General features: G+C 72.3%; 26 protein-coding genes, 1 tRNA gene, 1 pseudogene and 1 riboswitch. Of the genes and pseudogenes, 10 read left to right on the top strand and 18 right to left on the bottom strand.

Annotated features, from left to right (window positions below; all coding sequences use genetic code 11):
* Nucleotides 1–16: 16 nt before the first annotated feature.
* The 4 genes from ABT345_RS22080 to ABT345_RS22065 form a co-directional block, all read right to left on the bottom strand.
* Nucleotides 17–631, bottom strand: coding sequence for a hypothetical protein (locus ABT345_RS22080; RefSeq protein WP_345084701.1), 615 nt, complete (start codon nucleotides 629–631; stop codon nucleotides 17–19).
* 234 nt (nucleotides 632–865) lie between these two features.
* Nucleotides 866–1192: a DUF397 domain-containing protein gene (locus ABT345_RS22075; RefSeq protein ID WP_386460380.1), complete on the bottom strand. Its 327-nt coding sequence runs from the start codon at nucleotides 1190–1192 to the stop codon at nucleotides 866–868.
* Between the two features lie 145 nt (nucleotides 1193–1337).
* On the bottom strand, nucleotides 1338–1544 hold the full coding sequence (locus ABT345_RS22070) for a DUF397 domain-containing protein (RefSeq protein WP_345084704.1): 207 nt from the start codon (nucleotides 1542–1544) through the stop codon (nucleotides 1338–1340).
* On the bottom strand, nucleotides 1541–2371 hold the full coding sequence (locus ABT345_RS22065; RefSeq protein ID WP_345085146.1) for a helix-turn-helix domain-containing protein: 831 nt from the start codon (nucleotides 2369–2371) through the stop codon (nucleotides 1541–1543). Before ABT345_RS22065 ends, ABT345_RS22070 begins: the two co-directional genes overlap by 4 nt.
* A 105-nt stretch (nucleotides 2372–2476) precedes the next feature.
* Between ABT345_RS22065 and ABT345_RS22060 the strand changes: the two genes are divergently transcribed.
* The 4 genes from ABT345_RS22060 (at nucleotide 2477) to ABT345_RS22045 (ending at nucleotide 4385) form a co-directional block, all read left to right on the top strand.
* Nucleotides 2477–2734, top strand: a complete 258-nt coding sequence (locus tag ABT345_RS22060; RefSeq protein WP_345084707.1) for a hypothetical protein — start codon at nucleotides 2477–2479, stop codon at nucleotides 2732–2734.
* Nucleotides 2731–3195 carry a hypothetical protein gene (locus tag ABT345_RS22055; RefSeq protein WP_345084710.1) on the top strand — a complete coding sequence of 155 codons (465 nt, stop codon included), beginning with the start codon at nucleotides 2731–2733 and terminating at the stop codon, nucleotides 3193–3195. The genes ABT345_RS22060 and ABT345_RS22055 overlap by 4 nt, the downstream gene beginning before the upstream one ends.
* Nucleotides 3192–3365 carry a hypothetical protein gene (locus ABT345_RS22050; RefSeq protein WP_345084713.1) on the top strand — a complete coding sequence of 58 codons (174 nt, stop codon included), beginning with the start codon at nucleotides 3192–3194 and terminating at the stop codon, nucleotides 3363–3365. Before ABT345_RS22055 ends, ABT345_RS22050 begins: the two co-directional genes overlap by 4 nt.
* Before the next feature lie 189 nt (nucleotides 3366–3554).
* Complete coding sequence (locus ABT345_RS22045) at nucleotides 3555–4385, top strand: nucleotidyltransferase domain-containing protein (RefSeq protein WP_345084716.1); 831 nt, start codon at nucleotides 3555–3557, stop codon at nucleotides 4383–4385.
* A gap of 63 nt (nucleotides 4386–4448) precedes the next feature.
* Here ABT345_RS22045 and ABT345_RS22040 read toward each other — a convergent pair whose 3' ends face one another.
* The 4 genes from ABT345_RS22040 to ABT345_RS22025 form a co-directional block, all read right to left on the bottom strand.
* Nucleotides 4449–4898, bottom strand: a complete 450-nt coding sequence (locus ABT345_RS22040; protein ID WP_345084719.1) for an ankyrin repeat domain-containing protein — start codon at nucleotides 4896–4898, stop codon at nucleotides 4449–4451.
* A gap of 85 nt (nucleotides 4899–4983) precedes the next feature.
* Entirely contained in the window at nucleotides 4984–6006 is a 1023-nt protein-coding gene (locus ABT345_RS22035) for an ABC transporter ATP-binding protein (RefSeq protein WP_345084722.1), read from the bottom strand.
* 33 nt (nucleotides 6007–6039) lie between these two features.
* On the bottom strand, nucleotides 6040–6912 hold the full coding sequence (locus tag ABT345_RS22030; protein ID WP_345084725.1) for an ABC transporter permease: 873 nt from the start codon (nucleotides 6910–6912) through the stop codon (nucleotides 6040–6042).
* Nucleotides 6905–7702, bottom strand: coding sequence for an ABC transporter permease (locus tag ABT345_RS22025; protein WP_345084728.1), 798 nt, complete (start codon nucleotides 7700–7702; stop codon nucleotides 6905–6907). Before ABT345_RS22025 ends, ABT345_RS22030 begins: the two co-directional genes overlap by 8 nt.
* Nucleotides 7703–8221: 519 nt before the next feature.
* Here ABT345_RS22025 and ABT345_RS22020 point away from each other — a divergent pair.
* Nucleotides 8222–10498, top strand: coding sequence for a transglycosylase domain-containing protein (locus tag ABT345_RS22020; RefSeq protein ID WP_345084731.1), 2277 nt, complete (start codon nucleotides 8222–8224; stop codon nucleotides 10496–10498).
* A gap of 67 nt (nucleotides 10499–10565) precedes the next feature.
* Here the strand turns inward: ABT345_RS22020 and ABT345_RS22015 are convergent, their stop codons facing one another.
* The 3 genes from ABT345_RS22015 to ABT345_RS22005 form a co-directional block, all read right to left on the bottom strand.
* On the bottom strand, nucleotides 10566–10886 hold the full coding sequence (locus ABT345_RS22015) for a DMT family transporter (RefSeq protein ID WP_345084734.1): 321 nt from the start codon (nucleotides 10884–10886) through the stop codon (nucleotides 10566–10568).
* Nucleotides 10887–10919: 33 nt separating this feature from the next.
* A riboswitch (guanidine-III (ykkC-III) riboswitch) is annotated at nucleotides 10920–10983 on the bottom strand.
* A 79-nt stretch (nucleotides 10984–11062) separates the two neighbouring features.
* On the bottom strand, nucleotides 11063–11365 hold the full coding sequence (locus ABT345_RS22010) for a GroES family chaperonin (protein WP_143944362.1): 303 nt from the start codon (nucleotides 11363–11365) through the stop codon (nucleotides 11063–11065).
* A gap of 104 nt (nucleotides 11366–11469) precedes the next feature.
* Entirely contained in the window at nucleotides 11470–11790 is a 321-nt protein-coding gene (locus tag ABT345_RS22005; RefSeq protein WP_345084737.1) for a DUF3618 domain-containing protein, read from the bottom strand.
* Nucleotides 11791–12015: 225 nt separating this feature from the next.
* Here ABT345_RS22005 and bcp point away from each other — a divergent pair, with 225 nt between their 5' ends.
* Entirely contained in the window at nucleotides 12016–12495 is a 480-nt protein-coding gene (gene bcp, locus ABT345_RS22000; RefSeq protein ID WP_345084740.1) for a thioredoxin-dependent thiol peroxidase, read from the top strand.
* Nucleotides 12496–12654: 159 nt separating this feature from the next.
* On the opposite strand, the gene ABT345_RS21995 is transcribed toward bcp, so the two are convergent.
* Both ABT345_RS21995 and ABT345_RS21990 read right to left on the bottom strand, forming a co-directional pair.
* Complete coding sequence (locus tag ABT345_RS21995) at nucleotides 12655–13926, bottom strand: sensor histidine kinase (protein ID WP_345084743.1); 1272 nt, start codon at nucleotides 13924–13926, stop codon at nucleotides 12655–12657.
* Entirely contained in the window at nucleotides 13926–14447 is a 522-nt protein-coding gene (locus ABT345_RS21990; protein ID WP_345084746.1) for a hypothetical protein, read from the bottom strand. The genes ABT345_RS21995 and ABT345_RS21990 overlap by 1 nt, the downstream gene beginning before the upstream one ends.
* Before the next feature lie 390 nt (nucleotides 14448–14837).
* Here ABT345_RS21990 and ABT345_RS21985 point away from each other — a divergent pair, with 390 nt between their 5' ends.
* Nucleotides 14838–16376: an MFS transporter gene (locus ABT345_RS21985; protein ID WP_345084750.1), complete on the top strand. Its 1539-nt coding sequence runs from the start codon at nucleotides 14838–14840 to the stop codon at nucleotides 16374–16376.
* A 154-nt stretch (nucleotides 16377–16530) separates the two neighbouring features.
* A tRNA-Leu gene (locus tag ABT345_RS21980) sits at nucleotides 16531–16615 on the top strand.
* A gap of 105 nt (nucleotides 16616–16720) precedes the next feature.
* On the opposite strand, the gene rdgB is transcribed toward ABT345_RS21980, so the two are convergent.
* From rdgB to ABT345_RS21960, 4 genes are all read right to left on the bottom strand, one after another.
* The gene (gene rdgB, locus ABT345_RS21975; RefSeq protein WP_345084753.1) at nucleotides 16721–17356 is read right to left on the bottom strand and encodes an RdgB/HAM1 family non-canonical purine NTP pyrophosphatase; all 636 of its coding nucleotides are present in this window, start codon (nucleotides 17354–17356) and stop codon (nucleotides 16721–16723) included.
* Between the two features lie 9 nt (nucleotides 17357–17365).
* Nucleotides 17366–17782, bottom strand: a complete 417-nt coding sequence (locus ABT345_RS21970; protein ID WP_345084756.1) for a hypothetical protein — start codon at nucleotides 17780–17782, stop codon at nucleotides 17366–17368.
* Nucleotides 17783–17941: 159 nt separating this feature from the next.
* The gene (gene rph / locus ABT345_RS21965) at nucleotides 17942–18673 is read right to left on the bottom strand and encodes a ribonuclease PH (protein WP_345084759.1); all 732 of its coding nucleotides are present in this window, start codon (nucleotides 18671–18673) and stop codon (nucleotides 17942–17944) included.
* Nucleotides 18674–18809: 136 nt separating this feature from the next.
* Nucleotides 18810–19043, bottom strand: coding sequence for a PTS sugar transporter subunit IIB (locus ABT345_RS21960; RefSeq protein ID WP_168102456.1), 234 nt, complete (start codon nucleotides 19041–19043; stop codon nucleotides 18810–18812).
* A gap of 251 nt (nucleotides 19044–19294) precedes the next feature.
* Here ABT345_RS21960 and ABT345_RS21955 point away from each other — a divergent pair, with 251 nt between their 5' ends.
* A complete protein-coding gene (locus tag ABT345_RS21955; protein WP_345084765.1) occupies nucleotides 19295–20605 on the top strand; it encodes a PTS transporter subunit EIIC in 1311 nt (436 codons plus the stop codon).
* Nucleotides 20606–20921: 316 nt separating this feature from the next.
* Nucleotides 20922–22187 (top strand): annotated as a pseudogene (locus ABT345_RS21950) (PTS transporter subunit EIIC); the annotation flags it as partial.
* A 157-nt stretch (nucleotides 22188–22344) separates the two neighbouring features.
* On the opposite strand, the gene ABT345_RS21945 reads toward ABT345_RS21950, so the two are convergent.
* On the bottom strand, nucleotides 22345–23097 hold the full coding sequence (locus tag ABT345_RS21945) for an MBL fold metallo-hydrolase (protein ID WP_345084768.1): 753 nt from the start codon (nucleotides 23095–23097) through the stop codon (nucleotides 22345–22347).
* Nucleotides 23098–23692: the final 595 nt, after the last annotated feature.

The following is a 23692-nucleotide window of genomic DNA, read 5'->3' as shown; positions in this document are numbered from 1 at the left end:
CAGGGGCGGCGGCGCGTCAGTTCTGGTTGACCGGCCAGACGGCCGCCGGGTCACAGTGCTCCGGGCACGCCAGCAGATAGACCTCGTTGCCCAGGAACAGCCACGAGGTGTCGGGCCGGACGCTGTAGGGCTGTTCGGGCAGACCGGGGTGGACGGCGAAGTCCATGCCCTCGGGGACCTGGCAGACGTACACCAGCTCCGCGCCGCACGCGCAGGTGTACTCCTCGGGCTCCTGCGCCCAGGACGGATTACCGCCCACCTTGAATATCTGGGCCCCGCCGCCCTCCTCGTCCCCGGTGTCCGCGAACGGCCGCAGGGCCAGCGGCAGCGCGCGCACGGACGGCTCGGCCTCCGGGTGCGGCAGCGCCGCACCGCGCTGTATCAGGACCCGCCAGAACGGCGCCGGGTACGGCGGCTGCGGCGCGTCCCAGTACGCCGGCACGAGCCGGCCGCCGGCGAGCCGCGGCTCGGACGCGTCGTTGTGCGCCCGGCAGTGGAAGACCAGGAGGTGATCGCCGCCGAACGGCCCTACGTCCCCGGGGATGTCGAACTGGAAGAACAGCGCCATCCGCTCCCCGCAGAAACACGCGGGCCACTCCTGGCCCGGGTCGAGGAAGGGCCATCCTCCCACCGAATCCCGCACCGGACGGGCCGGCGGCTCCGTTCCGACCTCGATCGCGTAAGCAGGCAGCACCGTGTGCATCCCCTCGTGTGACGTCCGGATCTCCCCACAGACTAGTAACCCCCTGTGACAATCGGCCGTGGACGAGGGCCTCGATGTGGCCGGCGTGAGCACGACGAAGCCCCGCCCGACCTCCAATTCGGGAGGCCGGGCGGGGCTTTCGCCGTACGCGCGCGGGCTCGCTCAGGCGCGGAACGCGTCCGCCTTGACGCCCGCGACGAAGGACGCGAAGGCAGTGGCGCCGACGCTCAGCCTCGGCCCCTCCGGGTTCTTGGAGTCCCGGACGGGGACGACGCCGTGCGAGGCGACGAGGATCGCGGTCACCTCGATGCAGGCGCCGCCGTTGTCGCTGTGCGTGGACTTGAACCACCGGTCAGCGGCGATCTCGATGCACTGGCCGCCGTTGTTGCTGTACGAGGACTTGAACCACCGATCGGCGGCGATCTCGATGCACTGGCCGCCGTTCTCGCTGTACGAGGACTTGATCCAGCGGAGGGGTTCGTTCGGCACGGCATTCCCTTTCGCAGCTTGTCAGCACGCTCGGGTTCCGTTCGAGAGTAGGAGCCCGAAGGCGGTGCCGCGCAAGGGGCAAAACAGCCTCGCCCGGCCTCCAACGCGGGAGGCCGGGCGAGGCTTTCGTCGTACGCGGTCCGGCTCAGGCGCGGAACGCGTCCGCCTTGACGCCCGCGACGAAGGACGCGAAAGCAGTGGCGTCGACGCTCAGCGCCGGGCCCTGCGGGTCCTTGGAGTCACGGACGGGGACCACGCCGCGCGAGGCGACGAGGTTGGCGGCGATCTCGATGCACTGACCGCCGTTGCTGCTGTACGAGGACTTGAACCAGCGGGGGGATTCGGTCGTCACGGGGAGCCCTTTCGCAACTGCTTGATCATGGCCACGGATTCCGCCTGGGACGGCGCTTCGGCCTGCAACTGATGGTAGGCCGTCATCAGCGGCTGCACGTACCGTGTATCCCGCTCCAGCCGCCCCTGCTGTGCGGATTCGGAGTACGCGATCTGAGACCGATCAGCGAGAGTCAAGAGCGTCACGGGCAGATCGAATGCCCTTCTCTCTCCCAGGTCGTACGGGGCCACTTGGAGGACAGTGGACGGTAGCTCGGCGAAGTCCGCCAGCTGCGCGAGCTGCGCCTCCATGACATCAGGGCCGCCAACCACACGCCTTATGCAGCTCTCGTCGAGGACTACGTAGACCAGCGGGGCAGGGTCCCGGCGCAGCGACTCTTGACGCCGCGCGAGGAGTGTCAGCCGTTCCTCGGCTTGCAGCTCCGTGATCGCTCCTCGCCGCAAGGCGCCCATGGTGATGGCCGCGGCGTACTCCGGAGTCTGGAGCAACCCCGGGATGATGCTCAGCTCGAAAAGCCTGATCTCCGCTGCACGCGCCTCGTGCGTGACGAACTCGGGAAACCCTTCCAGCAGTGCGGTGTTCCGAACCGCTCGCCCCTGCCGTTCGAGCAGATCTCCCGTCCCAAACGCCCTGTCAGCCCTGTGCGAAAAGTGAGTGGTTGGAGATCTGCGACCAGTTTCCACGGCGGATACATGCGTCCCCGAATACCCCATCCGCTCGCCCAATTCGTCCTGCGTCCAGCCGCGCTCGTCGCGCAACGTGCGCAAACGCTGCCCGAACGCCGCGCCGGGCGACTGCTCAGGGTCCAATTCCCTGCGATTCACCATGCAGAAGTTCAACTCCCCGCTCACATAACGCAAGTTGAAGACGTTCCAGAGCCTAGGCCACGCTGCATTCCCTCAGTAGTGAAACAGCTACAGGAAGGAACTTTCGTGTCTGTCGAACGGGAGTCCGGGAAGCGCGAGCAGGTCGCTTACCGTCCGATGCGCGGTGAACTCGTCGCGGACGCCGAGCGGCGCTGCCTCGGCATCGCCAAAGGGGAGTTGGCGGGGGCGTGGTCGCTGCGGTCGCTGACGGGTGGCGTGGAGTGGGTCGTGGACGCGGCGCACATTCGGCGTCCGTGCCGCGCCGAGCGGTTGATCGCGAGGATCACGCTGGTCAACGCGCGCAGCCGAGGAGAAATCCTGTGAGCGGCTATCTCGCCGAAGTACGCCTGGAAAAGCGGGCGTCGACGCCCGGAGCCACGTATCCCGTCTGCGCGCTGTGGACCGTCTCCCCCGTACTGGCCGTGCGATGGCTACGCGGCCAGGCACTGCGGCTGGCGGAGCGGATCGAGCCGGAGCCGGTGCGGTCGCCGTGGGCGTGGCTGACGCGTCCGGCGGCGGACGCGCACGTCGCCGATCACGCGGCGAAGGTGCGGGCGTGGGCGTGGGATGCGGGTGAGGAGCGGGCCGCGCGTGAGCACATCAAGCGCGGGCACGCCCTGTTCGTCACCCTCCCGGAAGCCGACCGCACCCACACCCTGAGCATCTGGCCAGGTCAACCACCCGGAAACGCAGGCCGGACGCGACCGGAACCGTTCCGCCACCGCATCGGCGGCCTCACCCACCCGCTCTACGTCCTCGCCGAAGCCCCCTGGAGTCAGCCATGACCGACCCCCGTACGTCCGAGACCGCGCCCCGCTGCGGCACCGTCGGCGACGACGTCCTACGCGTCCACGAACTCATCGGCACCGACAACCCCCGCCCCAAATGCGGCGCCGGACACGGCGAACCCGTCGACGAATGGCTCCGGGCCGTCAACTGCCCGGACTGCCGCTGACGAGGGAGCAGGGCCCGTGTTCCGGCCGCCTTGAGGTGCCGTCCGCGGCCCGGCGGCCGCGCGCGCCCTCTATGCTCCCGCCCATGTGCGCATTCTCCTGAGCGGACCGGAACGGTCACAGACATCGCCCGGAAGACCCGGGCTTCCTCCGCGTGCCCGCACGCTCAGCTCAGGAGAGACCCACTCATCATGGACATCCGTTCCGCCTGCCCCGCCCTGGACGACCGCATCGCCCGCCTGCGGCACCTCGCCCACGCCGAACCCCGCCTGGAAGGCGTCCTGCTCTACGGCTCCTGGGCCACGGGCGAGGCCGACGCCCACTCCGACATCGAGGCGTACCTCTACATCGAGGACGACCACCTCGCCGGCTTCGACGGGCCCGCGTTCCTGGCGCGGCTCGCGCCGGTCGAGCTGGCGTACACCAACATGTACGGCGTGCTCGCGGTCGTCTTCGAGGATCTGATGCGCGGCGAGTTCCACCTCACCGCGGCGGGTCCCGGGATCGCCGAAGTGCCGAGCTGGCAGGGGATGGTGCACCTGCCCCGGCCGGACGAGGCCGTACTGCTCGACCGCACCGGGCGGCTGACCCGCGCGGCGCGCCAGTTGGCGGAGTTCCGGCCGCCCGAGCCCGCGGCGACCGCCCGGCAGCTCATCGACGAGCTGACCAACTGGACGCTGATGCTCGCCCACGTCCAAGGCCGCGGCGAGACCGCCCGTGCCCACGCCCTGCTGCACACCGTCGTCGCGCCGCAGCAGCTCCAGCTCTGCCGGCTGCTGCGCGGCAGCACGGCCCACTGGCTCACCCCCAGCCGCGCGCTGGAGCGGGACCTGCCCGCCGCCGACCGCGAGCGGTACACCGCCACCACGGCCGCCGCCCGGCCGCACGAGGTGCGCGCGGCGGCGTGCCACAGCTGGCGCTGGAGCCGTGAGCTGGCCGCCGAGGCGGCCGAGCGCTGGTCCCTGCGCCTGCCGCAGGAACTCCACGACCGGATCGGCACCCTCCTGCACGGCACCCGCTGACCGCTCCCGGCCGGGAGCCGCCCCGCGCGGCCGGAGGGCACTCGACGGAAGGAGATACGGCCCTTACCGGTTCCGGGGCGCCCGGGCGCTCTTGGCGGTGGCGGCCTCCGCCGCGGTGAGCACGGTGACGGTTTCGGGGTGCGGGCCTTCGGCGGCCCATTCCACCGGGGAGCGGCCGGCGCCGTGGTCTTCGCGCAGGTGAGGGTCGGCGCCGTGGGCCAGCAGTACGCGCACCGTCGCGGTGTGGCCCCAGCAGGCGGCCGCGCACAGCGGAGTGCCCTCGGCGCCGAACCCGCTGCTCTCGGCGTCGGGCGCGGCGCCGGCCCCGAGGAGCAGGCGGGCGATGTCCGCCTCTCCGTTGACGGCGGCCAGATACAGCGGGGTGGTACCGGTGCCGTCCGGCGCGTCGGGGCTGATCCCGGTCCGCAGGACCGCCTGCACGGCGGCGGCGTCGCCCATCAGGATCGAGCAGAAGAGACGCCGGGAGAGCTTCTTGCGCTGCCGTTTGTTCATGGATGCGAAGGCTAGCCGCCGGGTGCCGTGGAGGGCCCGCGGCGGCTTTCCCCGACCGTCAGGGAAGGGCACCGCCACGCCTCGCTCACCCTCCGGGCACCCGCGCCGCCCCCGGCGCCGCCACCCCGCCCGCGTACAACCGCGCGATCACGTCCTCGATGTCCGGCTCCCGGATCGAGAGGTCCACGAGCGGGTAGCGCTCCGCGACGGCGGCGACCAGCGGGGCGGCGCTCGCCGAGGCGGGGAAGGCGAGCCACTGGCGGGGCCCGGCGACCTTGACGGTGCGGGCGCCGGGGACGCCGTCGATCGGGGGGAGTTCGCGGTCCAGGTCGACGACGAGGGTGCGTTCGCCCTCGCCCGCCGCGCGCAGCCCGGTCAGCTGCCCGTCGTAGACCAGCCGGCCGTGGTCGATGACCATCACCCGGCGGCAGAGCTGCTCGATGTCGGTGAGGTCGTGGGTGGTCAGCAGGACGGTGGTGCCGCGCTCGGCGTTCACGTCGCGCAGGAAGGAGCGGACCTTCGCCTTGCTGACGACGTCCAGGCCGATGGTGGGCTCGTCGAGGTAGAGCACCTCGGGGTCGTGCAGCAGCGCCGCCGCGATGTCGCCGCGCATCCGCTGGCCGAGCGAGAGCTGCCGGACGGGGACGTCCAGCAGCGGCGCGAGGTCCAGCAGCTCCACGCAGCGCTCGAAGTTGGCGCGGTAGACGGCGTCCGGGACGCGGTACATCCGGCGCACCAGCTCGTAGGAGTCCTTCAGCGGCAGGTCCCACCAGAGGGTGGTGCGCTGGCCGAAGACGACGCCGATGCGGCGGGCCAGGCGCAGGCGTCCGCCGGCGGCGCCGCCCGTGCCGGAGCGGGCGAACGGGTCGATGCCGGCGACCCGCAGCCGGCCGGCGCTGGGCAGCAGGATGCCGGTCAGCATCTTGATGGTGGTGGACTTCCCGGCGCCGTTCGGGCCGATGTAGCCGACCATCTCGCCGCGGGCGACGGTGAAGTCGAGCCCAGCGACGGCCCGCACCTCCTCGCGGACCCGCCGCAGCCGCCCCGCCTTGCGCCGTACCGAGAACACCTTCTCGACCCCGGCCACCTCGATCAGCGCCTCCACCACAACTCCCTTTCCCTGTCGTTCCGTCGGTTCACGTCAGCTGCCGGTGCTGCGGTACGCGGCGAGCGCGCGGCGCCAGAGCAGGCCCGCGGCCGCGCAGAGCAGGGCGGCGACCGCCGGGCCCAGGAACGCCACCCACGGCGGGAGGCCCAGCGGCTCGGGGCGGCCCAGCAGCCAGAGGGCGGGCACCCAGTTCACGAAGGCCAGCGGGACGACGAAGACGACGCCGCGCACCAGGTCCCGGGCGAAGACCGTCGGCGGGTACTGGAGCATCGCCCGTCCGCCGTAGGTGAAGGAGTTCTGCACCTGGGCGGCGTCCTGCGCCCAGAACTGGAAGGCGGCGCCCGCCGTGAAGACCGCCCCGAAGATCGCCGTGCCGGTCAGCACCATCACCGGCACCATCAGCACCCGGCCCGCCGACCACGCCACGTCGACATGGGCCAGCGCCCAGCCCAGCACCACCGCCGACTGGCTGATCCCGCCCAGCCGCCGCAGCGCGAACCGGTCGGCCGCCAGCTGCGCGAAGACCGGCACCGGGCGCAGCAGCAGGGTGTCCAGTGAGCCGTCCCGGATGCGGCTGCCGAGCCGGTCCATGCTGCCCATCAGCAGGTCGGCGAGGTGCATCGCCATGCCCGCCAGCCCGTAGAGCAGGGCGACCTCGGGCAGCGAGAAGCCGCCGAGGACGTCGATACGGGAGAACATCAGCAGCAGCGCGACGAAGTCCAGCGCGGAGGCGGCGAAGTTGCCGAGCGCCGTCATCGCGAACGACACGCGGTACGCGAGCGTCGAGCGGATCCACATCCACACCAGCAGCCGGTAGACGTGCAGCCCGTGCGTCACCACCGCCCACCGGCCCGCGGCGTCCGCCGGGCGGTCCGCCACGGCCGCCTCCCACACCCCGTCAGCCACCGTTCACCACCACCTTCCTGGTGGCGTACGACTGGACCAGCCGCCCGAGGGCGAGCAGCGCCACCGCCCAGCCCGCCTGGAGGAGCAGCCCTTGCAGCGCACCGGCGCCGGTGCGGGCGCCGAGCAGGACGTCGGCGGGGACCTGGAGCAGCCCCGCCCAGGGCAGCAGCTGTGCGGCATGGGCGAGGGCGTCGGGGAAGACCGGCAGCGGCAGCACCATGCCGGAGAAGAACATCGCCGCCAGTCCGGCGATCATCGCCAGCCCGGCGCCGTCCAGCAGCCAGAACGAGGCGAGCGCCACCAGATACCGCAGCCCGAAGCTGACGACGACGGCCAGCAGCGCCGAGGTCAGGAACAGCAGCCAGGTCAACGGCTCGCGGGGCAGGGCGAGTTCGAAGAAGCAGGCGCCGACGGTGAGCGGGACGACGCCGCGGCCGATCAGCTGGAGGACCGCCCGCCCGAGGTCGGCGGCGAGCCACCACAGCTGGAGGTCGGCCGGGCGGTGCAGATCGATCGCGATGTCGCCGGTGCGGATGCGGTCCTGGAGTTCGTCGATGCCGCCGCCGCCCAGCAGCGAGGTGGCGGCGAGCAGCGCCTGCCCGGTCCAGGCGAAGGTCATCGCCTGCGGCAGGTCGTAGCCGCCGAGGTGGGGCCGCTGGTCCCAGAGGGCGGTGTAGGAGTAGGCGACGATGAAGCCGAAGACGGTGTTGGTGAAGACCCCGGCCGCGGTGGCGACCCGGTAGGTGGCGTAGCGCCGGAAGCTCCCGGTCGCCACGGCCGCGTACAGCATCGACCCGAATCCCTTTCCTGTTCGGCGCCGTGGGGCGCGAAGGCGGTGCCGCGTCCGGCGCCTGCGGCACGGACGGGCGGCGCCCGGCCGGGCGCGCGGGTGCCCGGTCACCGGGCGTGCGGAGAGGCCCGGCCCAGGGCGCGGGCCGGGCGGTGCCGGGCGGGCGCGTGCGGACACGGCGGCCGGGCGGGGTGCGGAGGCGGATGAGGGTCGGGGGCGGGCGGCGGGGCCGGCCCCGGGCGGTCCGGAGGCGGGTGCGCCGGGGCGGCCGGCGGCGAACCACCAGACCCTAGCGGGACGCCCGTCGCGGGCACCACGCATTTATCACCCGCCGGGGTGAGACGGGGGCGCCATCCGGCCGCACGCGAGGTGGTCACCGGTGTGTGCCGCACCCCGGGAACGGATCAGATGATGCGACAGTACATATCGGGATAAGAATCACTAATCCCATCGCGCATTCCGTTCGGTACCGGCCCGCCGCGGCATCGCCCCGGCGGCGGCAGAGGAGTCCCACCAGAGATGAGCGAAGAGCCGCACGGCCCGGAGAACGGCGGCCCCCGGCAGTGGGGACCCCGCCCCGCCACACCGGCACCCGCGGGGAAGGGCGCCACCGGGCGCCGCCGGCGCACCGGCTGGCGCCGCGCCTTCCCCTCCTGGCGGATGCTCTTCGGCACCGCCTTGCTGCTCGTGGTGCTGGTCGCGGGCGGACTGGTCGCCGGGTACCTTCTCGTCGACATCCCCGCGGCCAACAGCGCCGCCCGCGCCCAGAGCAACGTCTACCTCTACGCCGACGGCACCGAACTGGCCCGCGACGGCGACATCAACCGCGAGAACGTCGCGCTCTCCCAGATCCCCAAGCGCATCCAGCGGGCCGTCCTCGCCGCCGAGGACCGCGACTTCCACTCCGAATCGGCCGTCGACCCCGCCGCCATGGTCCGCGCCGCCTGGAACACCGCCACCGGCAAGGGCAAGCAGTCCGGCTCGACCATCACCCAGCAGTACGTCAAGAACTACTACCTCGGCCAGGAACAGACCCTCACCCGCAAGGCCAAGGAGTTCTTCATCGCCATCAAGCTGGACCGCGAGGTCAGCAAGGACAAGATCCTGGAGGGCTACCTCAACACCAGCTACTACGGCCGCAACGCCTACGGCATCCAGGCCGCCTCCCAGGCGTACTACGGCAAGAACGTCGACCAGCTGACGACCGGTCAGGGCGCCTACCTCGCGGCCCTCCTCAACGCGCCCAGCGCCTACGACGTCACCGCCCACCCCGAGAACCGCGCCCGCGTCCTGGCCCGCTGGAAGTACGTCCTGAACGGCATGGTCAAGGAGCACTGGCTCAGCGCCGCCGACCGCGACGCCATGACCTTCCCCGACCCCCTCTCCACCACCACCCCCGCCGGACTCACCGGCCAGCGCGGCTACGTCGTCAAGGCCGTCACCGACTACCTGACCGACCATCACCTCGTCGACGAGGACACCCTGCGCTCCGGCGGCTACCGCATCACCACCACCCTGGAGCGCAAGCGCCAGGACGCCCTCGGCCACGCCGTCGGCACCAAACTCACCGACCGGCTCAGCGACAAGCGCCCCGTCGACGCGTACGTCCGCGCCGGCGGCGCCTCCATCGACCCGGCGACCGGCCGCGTCGTCGCCCTCTACGGCGGCACCGACTACGCCAAGCAGTACGTCAACAGCGCCACCCGCCGCGACTACCAGGTCGGCTCCGTCTTCAAGCCGCTGGTCTTCGCCGCCGCCGTGCAGAACGCCTCGGTCACCCAGAGCGGCGCCCGCATCACCCCGAACACCCCCTACGACGGCACCAACAAGCGCATGACCGTCCAGCACGGCCGCGCCACCGGCTTCGCGCCCGCCAACGAGGACGACCGCTCCTACGGGCAGATCACCGTCACCGCCGCCATGGACAAGTCCGTCAACGCGGTCTTCGCCCAGATGGGTATCGACGTCGGCCCCGCCAAGGTCAAGGACACCGCCGTCGCCCTCGGCGTCCCCGAGGACGCCCCGGGCCTGGCCTCCGCGCAGGGCGCCATCTCCCTGGGCACCGCCACCCCCAGCGTCCTCGACATGGCCCAGGTCTACGCCACCCTCGCCCACCACGGACGGCACCGCCCGTACACCCTCGTCGACAAGGTCACCAAGGACGGCCGGCAGATCGCCCTGCCCCAGCGGCCGGAGACCACCGCCGTGACCCGCGCGGCCGCCGACACCACGACCGCCATGCTCCGCAGCGTCGTCGACGGCGGCACCGCCACCGCCGCCCAGGGCGCCGGACGGCCCGCCGCCGGCAAGACCGGCACCGCCGAGGACGACAAGGCCGCCTGGTTCGCCGGCTACACCCCCGAACTCGCCACCGTCGTCGCCGTCCTCGGCCAGCACCCGGACACCGCCGCGCAGCAACCGCTCTACGGCGCCGCCGGACTGCCCCGCGTCAACGGCGGCGGCTTCCCCGCCCAGATCTGGGCCGACTACACCGCCGCCGCCCTGCGCGGAAAGCCGGTCCGCAATTTCGACCTGAAGCTGGAGCCCGGCGCCCAGGCATCCCCCAACCCGTCCGCCTCCGGCGCCTCCCCGTCCGGCTCCGCCACCCCCGGCGGCTCCGCCTCGCCCGGCGCCCCGCGCCCCACCAACCGGCCCGGCGGCCGCCCCACCGCGGGCCCGCCGCCCGGCGGAGGCGGCCAGGACGGCGGCACGGGGCAGAACGGCGGCGGGGGCGGCCCGGGCGGCGGCGGAGCGCCCGAGGGCGGCGCGGACGAGGGCGGTGACCAGGGCTACTGAGCGGCGGCCGGGCGGCGGGGGCCGGTCCCGGGCCGCCCGGGGCCGGTCCGCCGCGGGCCCGGCACGCTCAGTGCCCCGACGTCGCCTTCAGCCCCACCACCGCGACCAGCAGCAGACAGATGAAGAAGATCCGGGCGGCGGTCACCGGCTCGCCCAGCACCACCATCCCGACCACCGCCGCACCCGCGGCGCCGATCCCGACCCACACGCCGTACGCCGTACCGATCGGCACCGTACGCGCCGCGACCGACAGCATCAGCATGCTCGCCACGATCCCCGCGCCGGTGAACACGCTCGGCCACAGCCGCGTGAACCCGTCGGTGAACTTCATCCCGATCGACCAGCCGACCTCCAGCAGACCGGCGACCGCGAGCAGGATCCATGCCATGACGGCACCTCCGTGAAAAGCGCTTCAACAGGGGGTGCGTCGTCTTTGCCTGCCCGGTACGGCGCGTCTCGTCGGGTACCTCCGACGCTAGCAACCCGGCATGCGAAACGGGCGGTGATCTCGATCACCGCCCGTACACCGGGCCCGCTCCCGTACGGCGGCGGGCCCCGCGTCGTCTACAGGTACAGCCCGGTCGAGTCGTCCGCGCCCTCCAGCCGCTCCGCGGCCACCGCGTGCAGATCCCGCTCCCGCATCAGCACGTACGCCACGCCGCGCACCTCGACCTCGGCGCGGTCCTCCGGGTCGTAGAGCACCCGGTCGCCGATCTCCACGGTCCGTACGTTCTGCCCCACCGCGACCACTTCGGCCCAGGCCAGCCGGCGGCCGACGGCAGCGGTCGCCGGGATGACGATGCCCCCGGTCGAGCGACGCTCGCCCTCGGGGATGTCCGTCCGCACCAGCACACGGTCGTGCAGCATCCGGATCGGCAGCTTGTCGTGGGTGTCCTTGACGTTATTCGGGCTCACCTGCACGACGGTACCCGCACCCCGGCCGCCACCCGACCGCCGGGCACCGGCAGGATCTAGTCGCGCTGCTTGCGGGAGCGTGCCACCAGCAGGCCCACGACGCCGACGCCGACCATCGCGAGCGGCACGATCCGCTCCAGCCGCGGCGCACCGTCCTCCGACACCAGCTGCGCGCGGACGTCCGACACCACGCGATTGGCGGCCACGTAGGCGCGACCGGCCGTGCGGTCCACCGCGTCGACGGCCTTCGCCTTCGCCTCGCCGACGATCGTCTTCGGGTGCAGCCGCACACCGATCTCGTCGAGCATCACGGCGAGATCCTGCCGTCTGCGGACGATGTCCGCCTCGATCTGCGCAGGGGTCCTGGCTTCCGACACCGCGCCGCCTCCATCGTCTCGGGCCGATGCGTACGGGGCCGGGCACGAGGCCCCGTACGGAACCGGCCACCACATGCGTACCGATTCGTGCACACAGTCTGTCAGCTCACGCCCCGCCGCGCCCCACAGCACCCCCTGTAACGCGCGGCCCCGCACCCCCGGCGCAGCCGGGCCGGGCGCCCGACGCCGTAATCTCGGGGCGTACGGAACCTTCGAAGGAGAGCCATGAGCGAGCGACTGCAGCCCGGCGACACCGCCCCCGCCTTCACCCTGCCCGACGCGGACGGAAACGAGATCTCGCTCGCCGACCACAAGGGCCGCAAGGTCATCGTCTACTTCTACCCGGCCGCCCTCACCCCCGGCTGCACCAAGCAGGCCTGCGACTTCACCGACAACCTCGACTTCCTCGCAGGTCACGGCTACGACGTCATCGGCATCTCGCCCGACAAGCCGGAGAAGCTGGCGAAGTTCCGCGAGAAGGAGGAGCTGACGGTGACGCTCCTCGGCGACCCCGACAAGAAGGTCCTGGAGGCGTACGGCGCCTTCGGCGAGAAGAAGCTGTACGGCAAGGTCGTCACCGGCGTGATCCGCTCCACCGTCATCGTCGACGAGAACGGCAAGGTCGAGCGCGCGCTGTACAACGTGAAGGCCACCGGCCACGTCGCCAAGATCATCAAGGACCTGAAGCTGGCGCCGACGGGCTGACGCGGGGGCCTCCGGTCCGGTGGGCGGTGGCCGTCCGGTGACGGCCGGTTACCGCCGCCGGACCGGTCCCGACGGCGAAACGGCGGACGGCGGACGCGGCCGGTCGAGCCCGGCAGGCCCGCCCGGCCCCGCGCCCCCGCCGCCCCGGCCCCGTCCGAGCTACTCCGCCCCCTCCGTCACCGCCACCCGGTCCGGCAGTTCCAGTACCGCCCGGGCGCCGCCGCCCTCGGCCTGGCCGAAGTCCAGCCGCGCGCCGAGCACGCCGGCCTGGCCCACCGCGATCGTCAGCCCCAGGCCGTGTCCGGTGCCCCGCTCCGGCGCGGCCGTGCGGAAGCGCCGCGGTCCCTCGGCACGCAGATCCGCCGGGTAGCCCGGCCCGTGGTCCCGCACCACGATGCGGTTGCCCGCCACCACCACCTCGATCGGCGGCTTGCCGTGCCGCTCCGCGTTGGCCAGCAGATTCACCAGCACCCGCTCCACCCGGCGCCGGTCCGTCTCCACGATCCGCGGCTCCCCCTCGACGGTCACCGTCACCTCGTCCACGCCGCGCTGGCCCGCCGCCCGCCGGACGATCCCCCGCACCAGCGACGGCAGGTCACAGGCGTCCAGATCCGCCCGCTCCACCCCGGCGTCCAGCCGCGACACCTCCAGCAGGTCCTCCACCAGCCGCCGCATCGCCTGCGCCCGGTCCCGTACCAGCTCCACCGCGCGCGGCTGCGGCAACAGCTCCGCCGCCGCCACCAGCCCCGCCACCGGCGTCCGCAACTCGTGCGCCACATCCGCGGTGAACTCCCGCTCCGCCTGCGCCTGCGCCGCCAGCGACGTCGCCATGTGATGCACACTCCGGCCCAACTCGGCCACCTCGTCCCGCCCCGCGCTCGCCAACCCGTCCCACTCCAGCTCCGGCCCCGCACCCGCCGCTATCCGCCGCGCCGCCGCCGCACTCAGCCGCAGCCGCCGCGACAGCCGCTGCGCCACGAACCACGACACCACCGCCATCAACACCACCGTGCCCGCACCCGCGATCAGCAGCGCCCGGTCCAGCGCCACCCGCGCCGGATCGTCCTCCGGATACGCCGCCGACACCGACAGCGAACGCCCCCACCGCGCACCGCCCGTCCCATCGTCGACGCCCGTCGCCGCCCACACCCGCGGATCCTCGCCCCCGCTCAGATACGTCCCCGACCGCCCCGCGAACACCGCCTCCCGCAACGGCTTCGGCAGCGCCGCGTCGTCCAGCTGCGCCCCCATCGCCAGCGTCCCGTCCCGCTCGTATATCTGCACCGCCGAACTGAGCCGGACGTCCTGGTACGCCCGCGCCGCACGCTCCCGCCCGGCATCCGCGATGTGGTGCACGGCGAACCCCAGCACCACCACGGCGAGCGCCGTCATGCCCGAAATGGCCAGCGCGATCCGGCCCCTGATGCCCATCACGCGAGGCTGTACATCTCCGTCGTGTCCCCCATCGGCGTCGAGCCGTCGTACGTCACTTCCAGCCCGGTGAACGCCCGGCCCCCCTCGACCGTCCGCACCCCGTACAGCCGGAACCGCGCCGGGAACACCGCGTCCCCCGCCGTCCCCGCCGCCGCCTTCTCCACCTGCACCACGCCCCGGCCCTCCGCCGACGTCCGGCCGTACCGCTCCCAGACGATCCCGGTCGCCACCATCCCCGAGTCCGCGCAGGTCAACGTGATGACCTGCGGCTCGACCTCCGGCTCGCCGAAGCCGCAGTCGCGGACGCCGGGCAGCCCGCCCGCCGTCGCCTTCTGCGGCGCCTGGCCGGGCGCCGGACGCTGCCGCGCCGCCGATGTCTGCGGCGCCACGTCCACCGCCGACGCGTGCCGGCCCGCCTGCACACCCCACGCCCCGGCCGCGAGCAGCAGCAGGAGCACCGCGCCCACCGGCACAGCGGTACGCCAGCCCATCCGGCGCGCCCCCACGCGGTCGCCCATCGCCCTCTCCTTCCGGGGCCGCGGCCCCGTACCCCGCCGGCACACCCGACGCCACCACTCCCCGCGAGGGGCCCGGCGAACGGCGGCTTCGCGGACACATGGCAACGGCACCGACCCACCCTGCCCGGCCCCCCGCACGGGCTGATTGCCCGCACGCGGCGATGACCGCGCGGCTGCGTACCAGTTCTGTAACAACGCCCCTGCGACCAGGCGCGGAGCGCCCCCGCTCGCGGCCCGCGAAACCGCAGGCCACCATGGCCTCCCCGGACGGCTCAGCCCGGGTGACGTACCTCCCCTTCCGGAGCCATGGTGGTTTGATCCGCGCTCGACTGCGCAGGCGCACCCGTCGTATCCCCGCGCACTTCGCGCTCTGAACGAGAGGACCGCCTCGTGCCGACCGGCAGCACCGAAGCAGACCCCGCCTCCGAACACGATCCGGAGGCCCTCAAGCGCCACCGTGCGCTCTTCCGTGCCATAGCCCGGCGCAGGAATCCCAAACTGCGGCGCACCGACATCACCATCACCGACGAGCGCGTGGTCAAGCGGGCCGTGAAGGCGGCGGCCCTCGGTAATGCCATGGAGTGGTTCGACTTCGGGATCTACAGCTATCTCGCGGTCACCATCGGCAAGGTCTTCTTCCCCAACGGCAACGGCACCATCAGCCTGCTCTCCTCGTTCGCCACCTTCGCCGTGGCCTTCCTCGTCCGGCCCCTGGGCGGCGCCTTCTTCGGCCCGCTCGGCGACCGCGTCGGCCGCAAGAAGGTCCTCGCCCTCACCATGATCATGATGGCCGCGGGCACCTTCTGCATCGGCCTGATCCCCTCGTACGCGGCGATCGGCTTCTGGTCCCCGGTCCTGCTGATCCTCTTCCGGCTGGTCCAGGGCTTCTCGACGGGCGGCGAGTACGGCGGCGCCTCCACCTTCATCGCCGAGTACGCACCCGACAAGAAGCGCGGCTACTTCGGCAGCTTCCTGGAGATGGGCACCCTGATCGGCTACACCGGCGCCGCCGGCATCGTGCTGATCCTCAACACCACCGTCGGCGCGGACGCGATGCTCGACTGGGCCTGGCGCATCCCGTTCCTGGTCGCCGGGCCGCTCGGCCTGGTCGGTCTCTACCTGCGGCTGCGGCTCGACGAGACGCCCGCGTTCCAGAAGCTGGAGGCGTCCCAGACGCACTCGCCGACCGGCTCGCCCGCCGAGGCGGAGGCGGAGTTCTCGCACCTCTCCGAGAACGCCCCGAAGAAGAAGATCGGCGAGATCTTCGCCCAGCAGTGGCCCACACTGATCCTGTGCATCGCGCTCGTCGGCGCGTACAACATCGCCGACTACATGCTGCTGTCGTACATGCCGACGTACCTCACCGACACCCTGCACTACAAGGAGTCGCACGGCCTGCTGATCCTGCTGGCGACCATGATCGCGCTGATGCTGATCATCACCACCGTCGGCAAGCTCAACGACCACTACGGCCGCAAACCGCTGCTGATGGGCGGCATGCTCGGCTTCTTCATCACCGCCATCCCCGCGTTCCTCCTGGTCAAGCAGGGCAGCCTGGCCGCCGTCATCGCCGGCATGGCCCTCCTGGGCCTCTCCCTCGTCTGCCTGCTGGGCACCATGTCCGCCGCCCTCCCGGCCCTCTTCCCCACCAACGTCCGCTACGGCTCGCTCTCCATCGGCTACAACCTCGCCGTCTCGGTCTTCGGCGGCACCACCCCGCTGGTGATCACCGCCCTGATGGACGCCTTCGACGGCAACGTCATGGTCCCCGCCTACTACACGATGGGCGCCGCCCTCGTCGGCGCCGTCGCCGTCGCCTGCATGAAGGAGACCGCCCAGCAGCCCCTGGCCGGCTCCCCGCCCTCGGTCGCCACCAAGGAGGAGGCGGTCGAGATGATCGCGTCCCAGAACCAGGAACCGAAGTTCTGACGGACGGCACACGACGCGGGGCCGGGGAGACTTCCCCGGCCCCTTTCCGCGCGGCTTTGCGTGCGGCTTTCCGCGCGCCGGCGGCCCGTGTGCGGGCGAACGACGGGACTCCCCGGACACGCCCCGGAGCAGCCGGTAGCATGACCGAGGACTTGCGGCGGTGGCGCAACAGGCGACGCAGCAGACTTAGGATCTGTGGCCGGTGAAACGGCTTGAGGGTTCGAATCCCTTCCGCCGCACCGTCCGACGGCCCGTGGAGCGCATCGCCGCCCACGGGCCGTCGCGTTCTTCCGGGGCTTTCGCCGGGGCGCTCCCCCGGGCTTTCCCCGGGCGCGGCCCCAGCCTCAGCCCAACAGCTCCCGCACCACCGGAACCAGCGCCCGGAACGCCTTGCCGCGGTGGCTGATGGCGTTCTTCTCGTCGGGGGTCAGCTCGGCGCAGGTGCGGGTCTCGCCGAGGGGCTGGAGGATCGGGTCGTAGCCGAAGCCGTTGGTGCCGGACGGGGCGTGGCGGAGGGTGCCGGGCAAGGTGCCCTCGACGACGCGTTCGGTGCCGTCGGGGAGGGCGAGGGCCGCGGCGCAGGCGAAGTGGGCGGCGCGGTGGGCCTCGTCGATGTCGGAGAGCTGGGCGAGGAGCAGATCGAGGTTGGCCTGGTCGTCGCCGTGGCGGCCGGACCAGCGGGCGGAGAAGATGCCCGGCGCGCCGCCGAGGACCTCGACGCAGAGGCCGGAGTCGTCGGCGACGGCCGGGTGGCCGGTGGCGCGGGCCAGGGCATGCGCCTTGAGCAGGGCGTTCTCGGCGAAGGTGACGCCGGTTTCCTTGACGTCGGGGATCTCGGGGTAGGCGTCGGCGCCGACGAGTTCGACGCCGAGACCGGCGGCGGTGAGGATCGCGCGGAGTTCGGTGACCTTGCCGGCGTTGCGGGTGGCGAGGATGAGGCGGCGGGGTGCGTCCGGCCGCTGCTCGGTTGTGTGCTGCATGGGGAGTGATTATCCCGGGGTGCAGACCTTGGTCAGTTCGCCGGCCGCGTCGGCAAGCGGCTGGAGGTCGGGGTCCTTGCCGTCCTGCACCGCCTTGCGGGCATTGTCGATGCCGTCGTTCATGCTCTTCAGCGCCTTGGTGAGGTCGGGGTCGCCGGTGGCGTCGCCGATGCCCTTGAGGTCGCGGTCGAGTCCGTCGAGGGCCTTCTCGGTCTGCTCGGGGTTGTCGGCGGCGCCCTGGACGGTCTTCTGGAGCTTGTCGACGCCGTCCACGACGGCGGTGGCGGTGTGGGCGCAGTCCATCGCCTTGTCGACGGCGCTGCAGGCGGTGAGCGCGGGTATCGCGAGCGCCGCGGCGGCGAGGGCCGCGAGGGCGGTGGCGGCGGGGCGCCGGTGCGGGCGGGTGCTACGGGTGCGCAGGGTCATGGGACGGTTCCTCCCCCAAGTCATGAACAGGTAAAGCAGGTATGGGGAGAAACGCGGGACGGGCGGATTTGGTTGCCGCCGGGCCCGGCGGACACAGCCGCGGCCGCGTCCCGGGCGGGACGCGGCCGCAGGCCTACGAGCGGGCCCGGAGGCCGGGGCTCAGAGGGTGCGGGCGAGGGCCTCGCGCTGGGCGGCGTCGAGGTCGGCGCAGCCGGCGACGGCGAGGTCGAGGAGGGCGTTCAGCTCGTCGCGGTTGAAGGGCTCGGCCTCGGCGGTGCCCTGGACCTCGACGAAGCGGCCGTCGCCGGTGCAGACGACGTTCATGTCGGTCTCGGCGCGGACGTCCTCCTCGTAGCAGAGGTCGAGGAGCGGGGTGGAGTCGACGATGCCGACGCTGACGGCGGAGACGGTGCCGGTCAGCGGCTTGCGGCCGTGCTTGATGATCTTCTTCTGCTGGGCCCAGGCGATCGCGTCGGCGAGGGCGACGTAGGCGCCGGTGATGGCGGCGGTGCGGGTGCCGCCGTCGGCCTGGAGGACGTCGCAGTCGAGGACGACGGTGTTCTCGCCGAGCGCCTTGAAGTCGATGACGGCACGGAGCGAGCGGCCGATGAGGCGGCTGATCTCGTGGGTGCGGCCGCCGATCTTGCCGCGGACGGCCTCGCGGTCGCCGCGGGTGTTGGTCGAGCGGGGCAGCATCGAGTACTCGGCGGTGACCCAGCCCTCGCCGCTGCCCTTGCGCCAGCGCGGCACGCCCTCGGTGAAGGAGGCGGTGCAGAAGACCTTGGTGTCGCCGAAGGAGACGAGAACGGAACCTTCGGCGTGCTTGCTCCAGCCGCGTTCGATGGTCACCGGGCGGAGCTGTTCGGGCGTACGGCCGTCGATGCGAGACATGGCGTAGAGCCTAGCGGGAACGGGGCGGGGGGCTTTGCGGGCGGCGGGGGGGAGCCTGGGCCGGTCCGGAAACGCCACGGGCCCCGGCCCGCACACGGCGTGCGGCACCCGGGGCCCGGAGGGATGAGCGCGTCCGCTACATCATGTCTTCGATTTCCGCCGCGATCGGGTCCGCGTCCGTGCCGATGACGACCTGGATGGCGGTGCCCATCTTGACGACGCCGTGGGCGCCGGCGGCCTTGAGGGCGGCCTCGTCGACCAGGGAGGCGTCGGAGACCTCGGTGCGCAGGCGGGTGATGCAGCCCTCGACCTCTTCGATGTTGTCGAGTCCGCCGAGCCCGGCGACGATCTTCTCGGCCTTGGAAGCCATGTCCACTCCTGCTTGTCTCGGTCGCCGGCGAGGGTGCCGGGCGGTGGTGCGGGGTGCGGTGGTGCCCTGCGGTTGACGAACCGTAACGCACGTTCAGCCCAGCTTTACGGGCGTTTGTCCGCACTCTGGCGAAGGATAGCGATCACCCGGAGCGCGTACCGGGGGCCCGGGGCCGCTCCCCAAGTGGTCTACACCACCAGTATGCGGTACCCACCGGGCACGGCGTCGGCGGGCGGCCCCGGAGGTGGCGGATGAGTTCTGGCGCGGCGGCGGCACCCCGCACGAAGCGGGGCGCGCATCTCTTCCAGGGGATGCAGAAGATGGGGCGCAGCCTCCAGCTGCCGATCGCGGTGCTGCCCGCGGCGGGCATCTTGAACCGGCTGGGGCAGCCGGACGTGTTCGGCGCGGACGGGCTGGGCTGGGACGCGGTCGCCAAGGTCTTCGCGGGTGCGGGCGGTGCGCTGCTGGATTCGGGGCTGGGACTGCCGCTGCTGTTCTGCGTGGGTGTCGCGATCGGGATGGCGAAGAAGGCGGACGGGTCGACGGCGCTCGCCGCGGTGGTGGGGTTTCTCGTCTACTTCGCGGTGCTGCACCAGTTCCCGGTGGCGTGCCCGTCCGGGCAGACGTTCACGCAGGCGGGGCCGTGGGGCGGGGTGTGCACGGACGGGGCGGGCAAGGCGGTGCAGGCGACGTTCCAGAATCCGGGGGTGTTCGGCGGCATCGTGCTGGGGTTCGCGGCGGCGTGGTGCTGGCAGCGGCTGCACCGGGTGAAGCTGGTGGACTGGCTGGGGTTCTTCAACGGGCGGCGGCTGGTGCCGATCGTGATGGCGTTCGCGGGGCTGGCGTTCGCGGCGGTCTGCCTGTTCGTGTGGCCGCCGGTCGGCGCGGCGCTGACGTCGTTCAGCAAGTGGCTGACGGATCTGGACTGGATCGGCTCCGGGATCTTCGGGACGGCGAACCGGGCGTTGCTGGTGGTGGGGTTGCACCAGTTCCTGAACACGTTCGTCTGGTTCCAGTTCGGCGACTTCACCAAGCCGGACGGGACGGTGGTGCACGGCGACATCAACCGTTTCCTGGCGGGCGATCCGACGGCGGGGCAGTTCACCACCGGTTTCTTCCCGATCATGATGTTCGCGCTGCCCGCCGCGGCGCTGGCGATCACGCACTGCGCGCGCCGGGGGCGGCGCAAGGAGGTGGGCGGGCTGATGCTGTCGGTGGCGCTGACGTCGTTCGTCACGGGCGTCACCGAGCCGATCGAGTACTCCTTCGTCTTCATCGCGCCGGTGCTCTACGGGATCCACGCGGTGCTGACGGGTGCGTCGCTGGCGGCGTGCTGGGCGCTGGGGGTGCACGACAGCTTCAGCTTCTCGGCGGGGTTGATCGACTACGTCATCAACTGGGGGCTGGCGACGAAACCGTGGCTCATCATTCCGATCGGGCTGTGCTTCGCGGTGCTCTACTACGCGCTGTTCCGGTTTGTGATCACCCGATTCGATCTGGCGACTCCGGGGCGTGAGCCGGTGGAAGTGGCGGAGGAATTGGAGCGGGAGAACGTGAAGTAGTCGCGGCGGTACGGGGGGTTTGCGGATTGCCGCCGGAGGGTCGCGAGGCCGTACCGTTGCGGGGGCGCGGACGGGCGGTGCGCTCCGGGACGTGCGGCAGGAAGACTGGCCTGACCTGCGCTTTCCTCGTATCGATGGCGCCGCTCCCGGCCTCCGGGCGACCTCCTTCGGGCCGGTTGGCATGTGGTCCACACCACTGGAAGGAATGGATTCCTTTCCGCCGGGGCCACGTGTTAAGAATGGTCTAAACCACTGAGTGGTGTAGACAACAAGCGGGCCGCACCCGATGAGTGCCCGCCGCACCTGGAGGAATCCGATGAGTTCGGCCACTGCCTCGGCGGCACCGGAGAAGAAAAGCCGCGGCTCCGCAGCGATGGCCGTCGGCCAGCGCATCGGCCGCAGCCTCATGCTGCCGATCGCCACCCTGCCCGCCGCGGCGCTCATGGTCCGCCTCGGCCAGCCCGACATGCTCGGCCGGGACAACTTCCCCGCGTTCTTGAACAAGCTCGCCGAGTTCATGGCGGCGGGCGGCGGGGCGCTGCTCGACAACATGCCGCTGCTGTTCGCGGTCGGTATCGCCATCGGCTTCGCGAAGAAGGCCGACGGCTCCACCGCGCTCGCCGCCGTCGTCGGCTACCTCGTCTTCAGCAAGGTGCTGGGCACCTTCACGGACGACAGCCTGCCCAAGGTGCAGCAGGTGGTCGACGGGAAGATAGCCGAGGTCGCGCCGCCGGTGAACGCCGGTGTGCTCGGCGGCGTGGTGATCGGCATCGTGGTCGCCCTCCTCTACCAGCGCTACAGCCGCAAGAAGCTCCCCGACTGGCTGGGCTTCTTCAGCGGTCGCCGGCTGGTGCCGATCCTGGCGTCCTTCGCCGGTCTGGCCATCGGCATCGTCTTCGGCTACATCTGGCCGGTGCTCGGCGCCGGGCTGCACAACTTCGGCGAGTGGCTGGTCGGTTCGGGCGCGGTCGGCGCCGGTGTCTTCGGTGTCGCCAACCGCGCGCTGATCCCCGTCGGCATGCACCACCTGCTCAACTCGTTCCCGTGGTTCCAGGCCGGTGACTACGCCGGCAAGCACGGCGACATCGCCCGCTTCCTGGCCGGCGACCCGCAGGCGGGTCAGTTCCTGACCGGCTTCTTCCCGATCATGATGTTCGCGCTGCCCGCCGCCTGTCTGGCGATCGTGCACTGCGCCCGCCCCGAGCGCCGCAAGGTCGTCGGCGGCATGATGTTCTCGCTCGCGCTGACCGCCTTCGTCACCGGCGTCACCGAGCCCATCGAGTTCACGTTCATGTTCATCGCGCCGGTCCTCTACGCGATCCACGCCGTGCTGACGGGTCTGTCGCTGGGGCTGACCTGGGCGCTGGGCATGAAGGACGGCTTCGGCTTCTCGGCCGGTGCGATCGACTACGTCCTCAACCTCGGCATCGCCACCAAGCCCTGGCTGCTGGCGCTGGTCGGCCTGTGCTTCGCGGTCGTGTACTACGCGCTCTTCCGCTTCGCGATCTTGAAGTTCAACCTCCCGACGCCGGGCCGTGAGCCCGAGGACGAGGTGCCGGAGACGGAGAAGGGCGCGGCGAAGGCGGGTGCGAAGGCCGCCGCCGAGTCCGGCGGGAAGGCCGACGGCAAGGCCGCCGCGAAGGCGACGCTGACGAAGTAGCGGCGGCGCCGGAGACGAAAAGGGCGGCGGCCCGGGGAGCGTTCCCCGGGCCGCCGCTCTTTTTCGTCTCCCGGGCCGGTCAGACCTCGTGGGCCGTGCCCGCGCGGGCCGTCTCGACCGGGCCGTCGTAGACCTTCTGCGCATCGCGCAGGGTGATGTCCGGGTCGGTCCACGGCGGGATGTGGGTGAGGATCAGCCGTCCGGCCTTGGCGCGCGCGGCAGCCTCGCCGGCCTCGCGGCCGTTGAGGTGCAGATCGGGGATGTCCTCCTTGCCGTGCGTGAAGGACGCCTCGCAGAGGAAGAGGTCGGTGCCCTCGGCGAGCCGGTCGAGCGCCGCGCAGGGCCCGGTGTCCCCGGAGTACGTCAGCGACCGTCCGCCGTGCTCGATGCGGAAGCCGAACGCCTCGACGGGGTGGTTGACGAGCGCCGCCCGGACGGTGAACGGGCCGATCCGGAACGTTCCGTCGGACAGCGTCCGGAAGTCGAAGACCTCGCTCATCGCGCCGTCGTACGGCAGATCCGCGTGGGCGGCGGTCAGCCGCCGCTCGGTGCCCGCCGGGCCGTACACCGGCATCGGCGCGCAGCGGCCGCCGTCCGGGCGGTAGTAGCGGACGACGAAGTAGCCGCACAGGTCGATGCAGTGGTCGGCGTGGAGGTGGGACAGCAGGACGGCGTCGAGGTCGTAGAGACCGCAGTGGCGCTGCAGCTCGCCGAGGGCGCCGTTGCCCATGTCGAGGAGCAGCCTGAAGCCGTCGGCCTCCAAGAGGTAGCTCGAACAGGCCGAATCCGCGGAGGGGAACGACCCGGAGCATCCGACGACAGTGAGCTTCATGCGGGCGTGAACCTCCTGTGCGGGGACGGCGGAGCGGCGGACCGTGCCGGGCGGTGGCGTCCGGCAGGTGGCCGGTCCGTACGGGTGCCCGGCGGGTCCGGTCGCGCGGTGCGGTGCCCACGAGGGTAAGGCGCACGGGGTGGTGGCGCTCCTGTGGCGGGGCGAGCTGTGGGCGGAATCACCAGTCCGGGTGGGCCTCGTCACGGGGCCGTCCGCCGTGCCTCCCGGGCCCGTCGCCGGTACCGTCGCAGCGGACGGACGGCGGATGGTCGGCGGCGGACGGAGGCGGCGATGGACGGCTCGTGGTGGCCGGCGCTGGTGGCGGTGATCGCGTTGGCGCTGGTCGCGGCGGTGGTCGACGGCCGGGGCCGGAGCCGGCGGCCGCCTCGGCGGCGCGGTCGGCGGGCGGGCGCGGCCGGCCGCCCGGCGGAGCGCCCCGGCCCCGGCGCGGGCCCCGGGAAGCCTTCGGCGACGGGGTCCGCGCCCGGCGACGGGGATCGCACGGCTGTCCGGGACGACAGCGAGGCGGACGGGCGGTCGGGCGGGGGCTGACGCGGCGGCCGGCCGGGGAACACACGGCGGCGGGCGGCCCCTT

Source organism: Streptomyces sp. NPDC000404, assembly GCF_040300365.1.
GTDB classification, from domain to species: domain Bacteria; phylum Actinomycetota; class Actinomycetes; order Streptomycetales; family Streptomycetaceae; genus Streptomyces; species Streptomyces ramulosus.
This window is presented reverse-complemented; position numbering and strand designations above follow the sequence as displayed.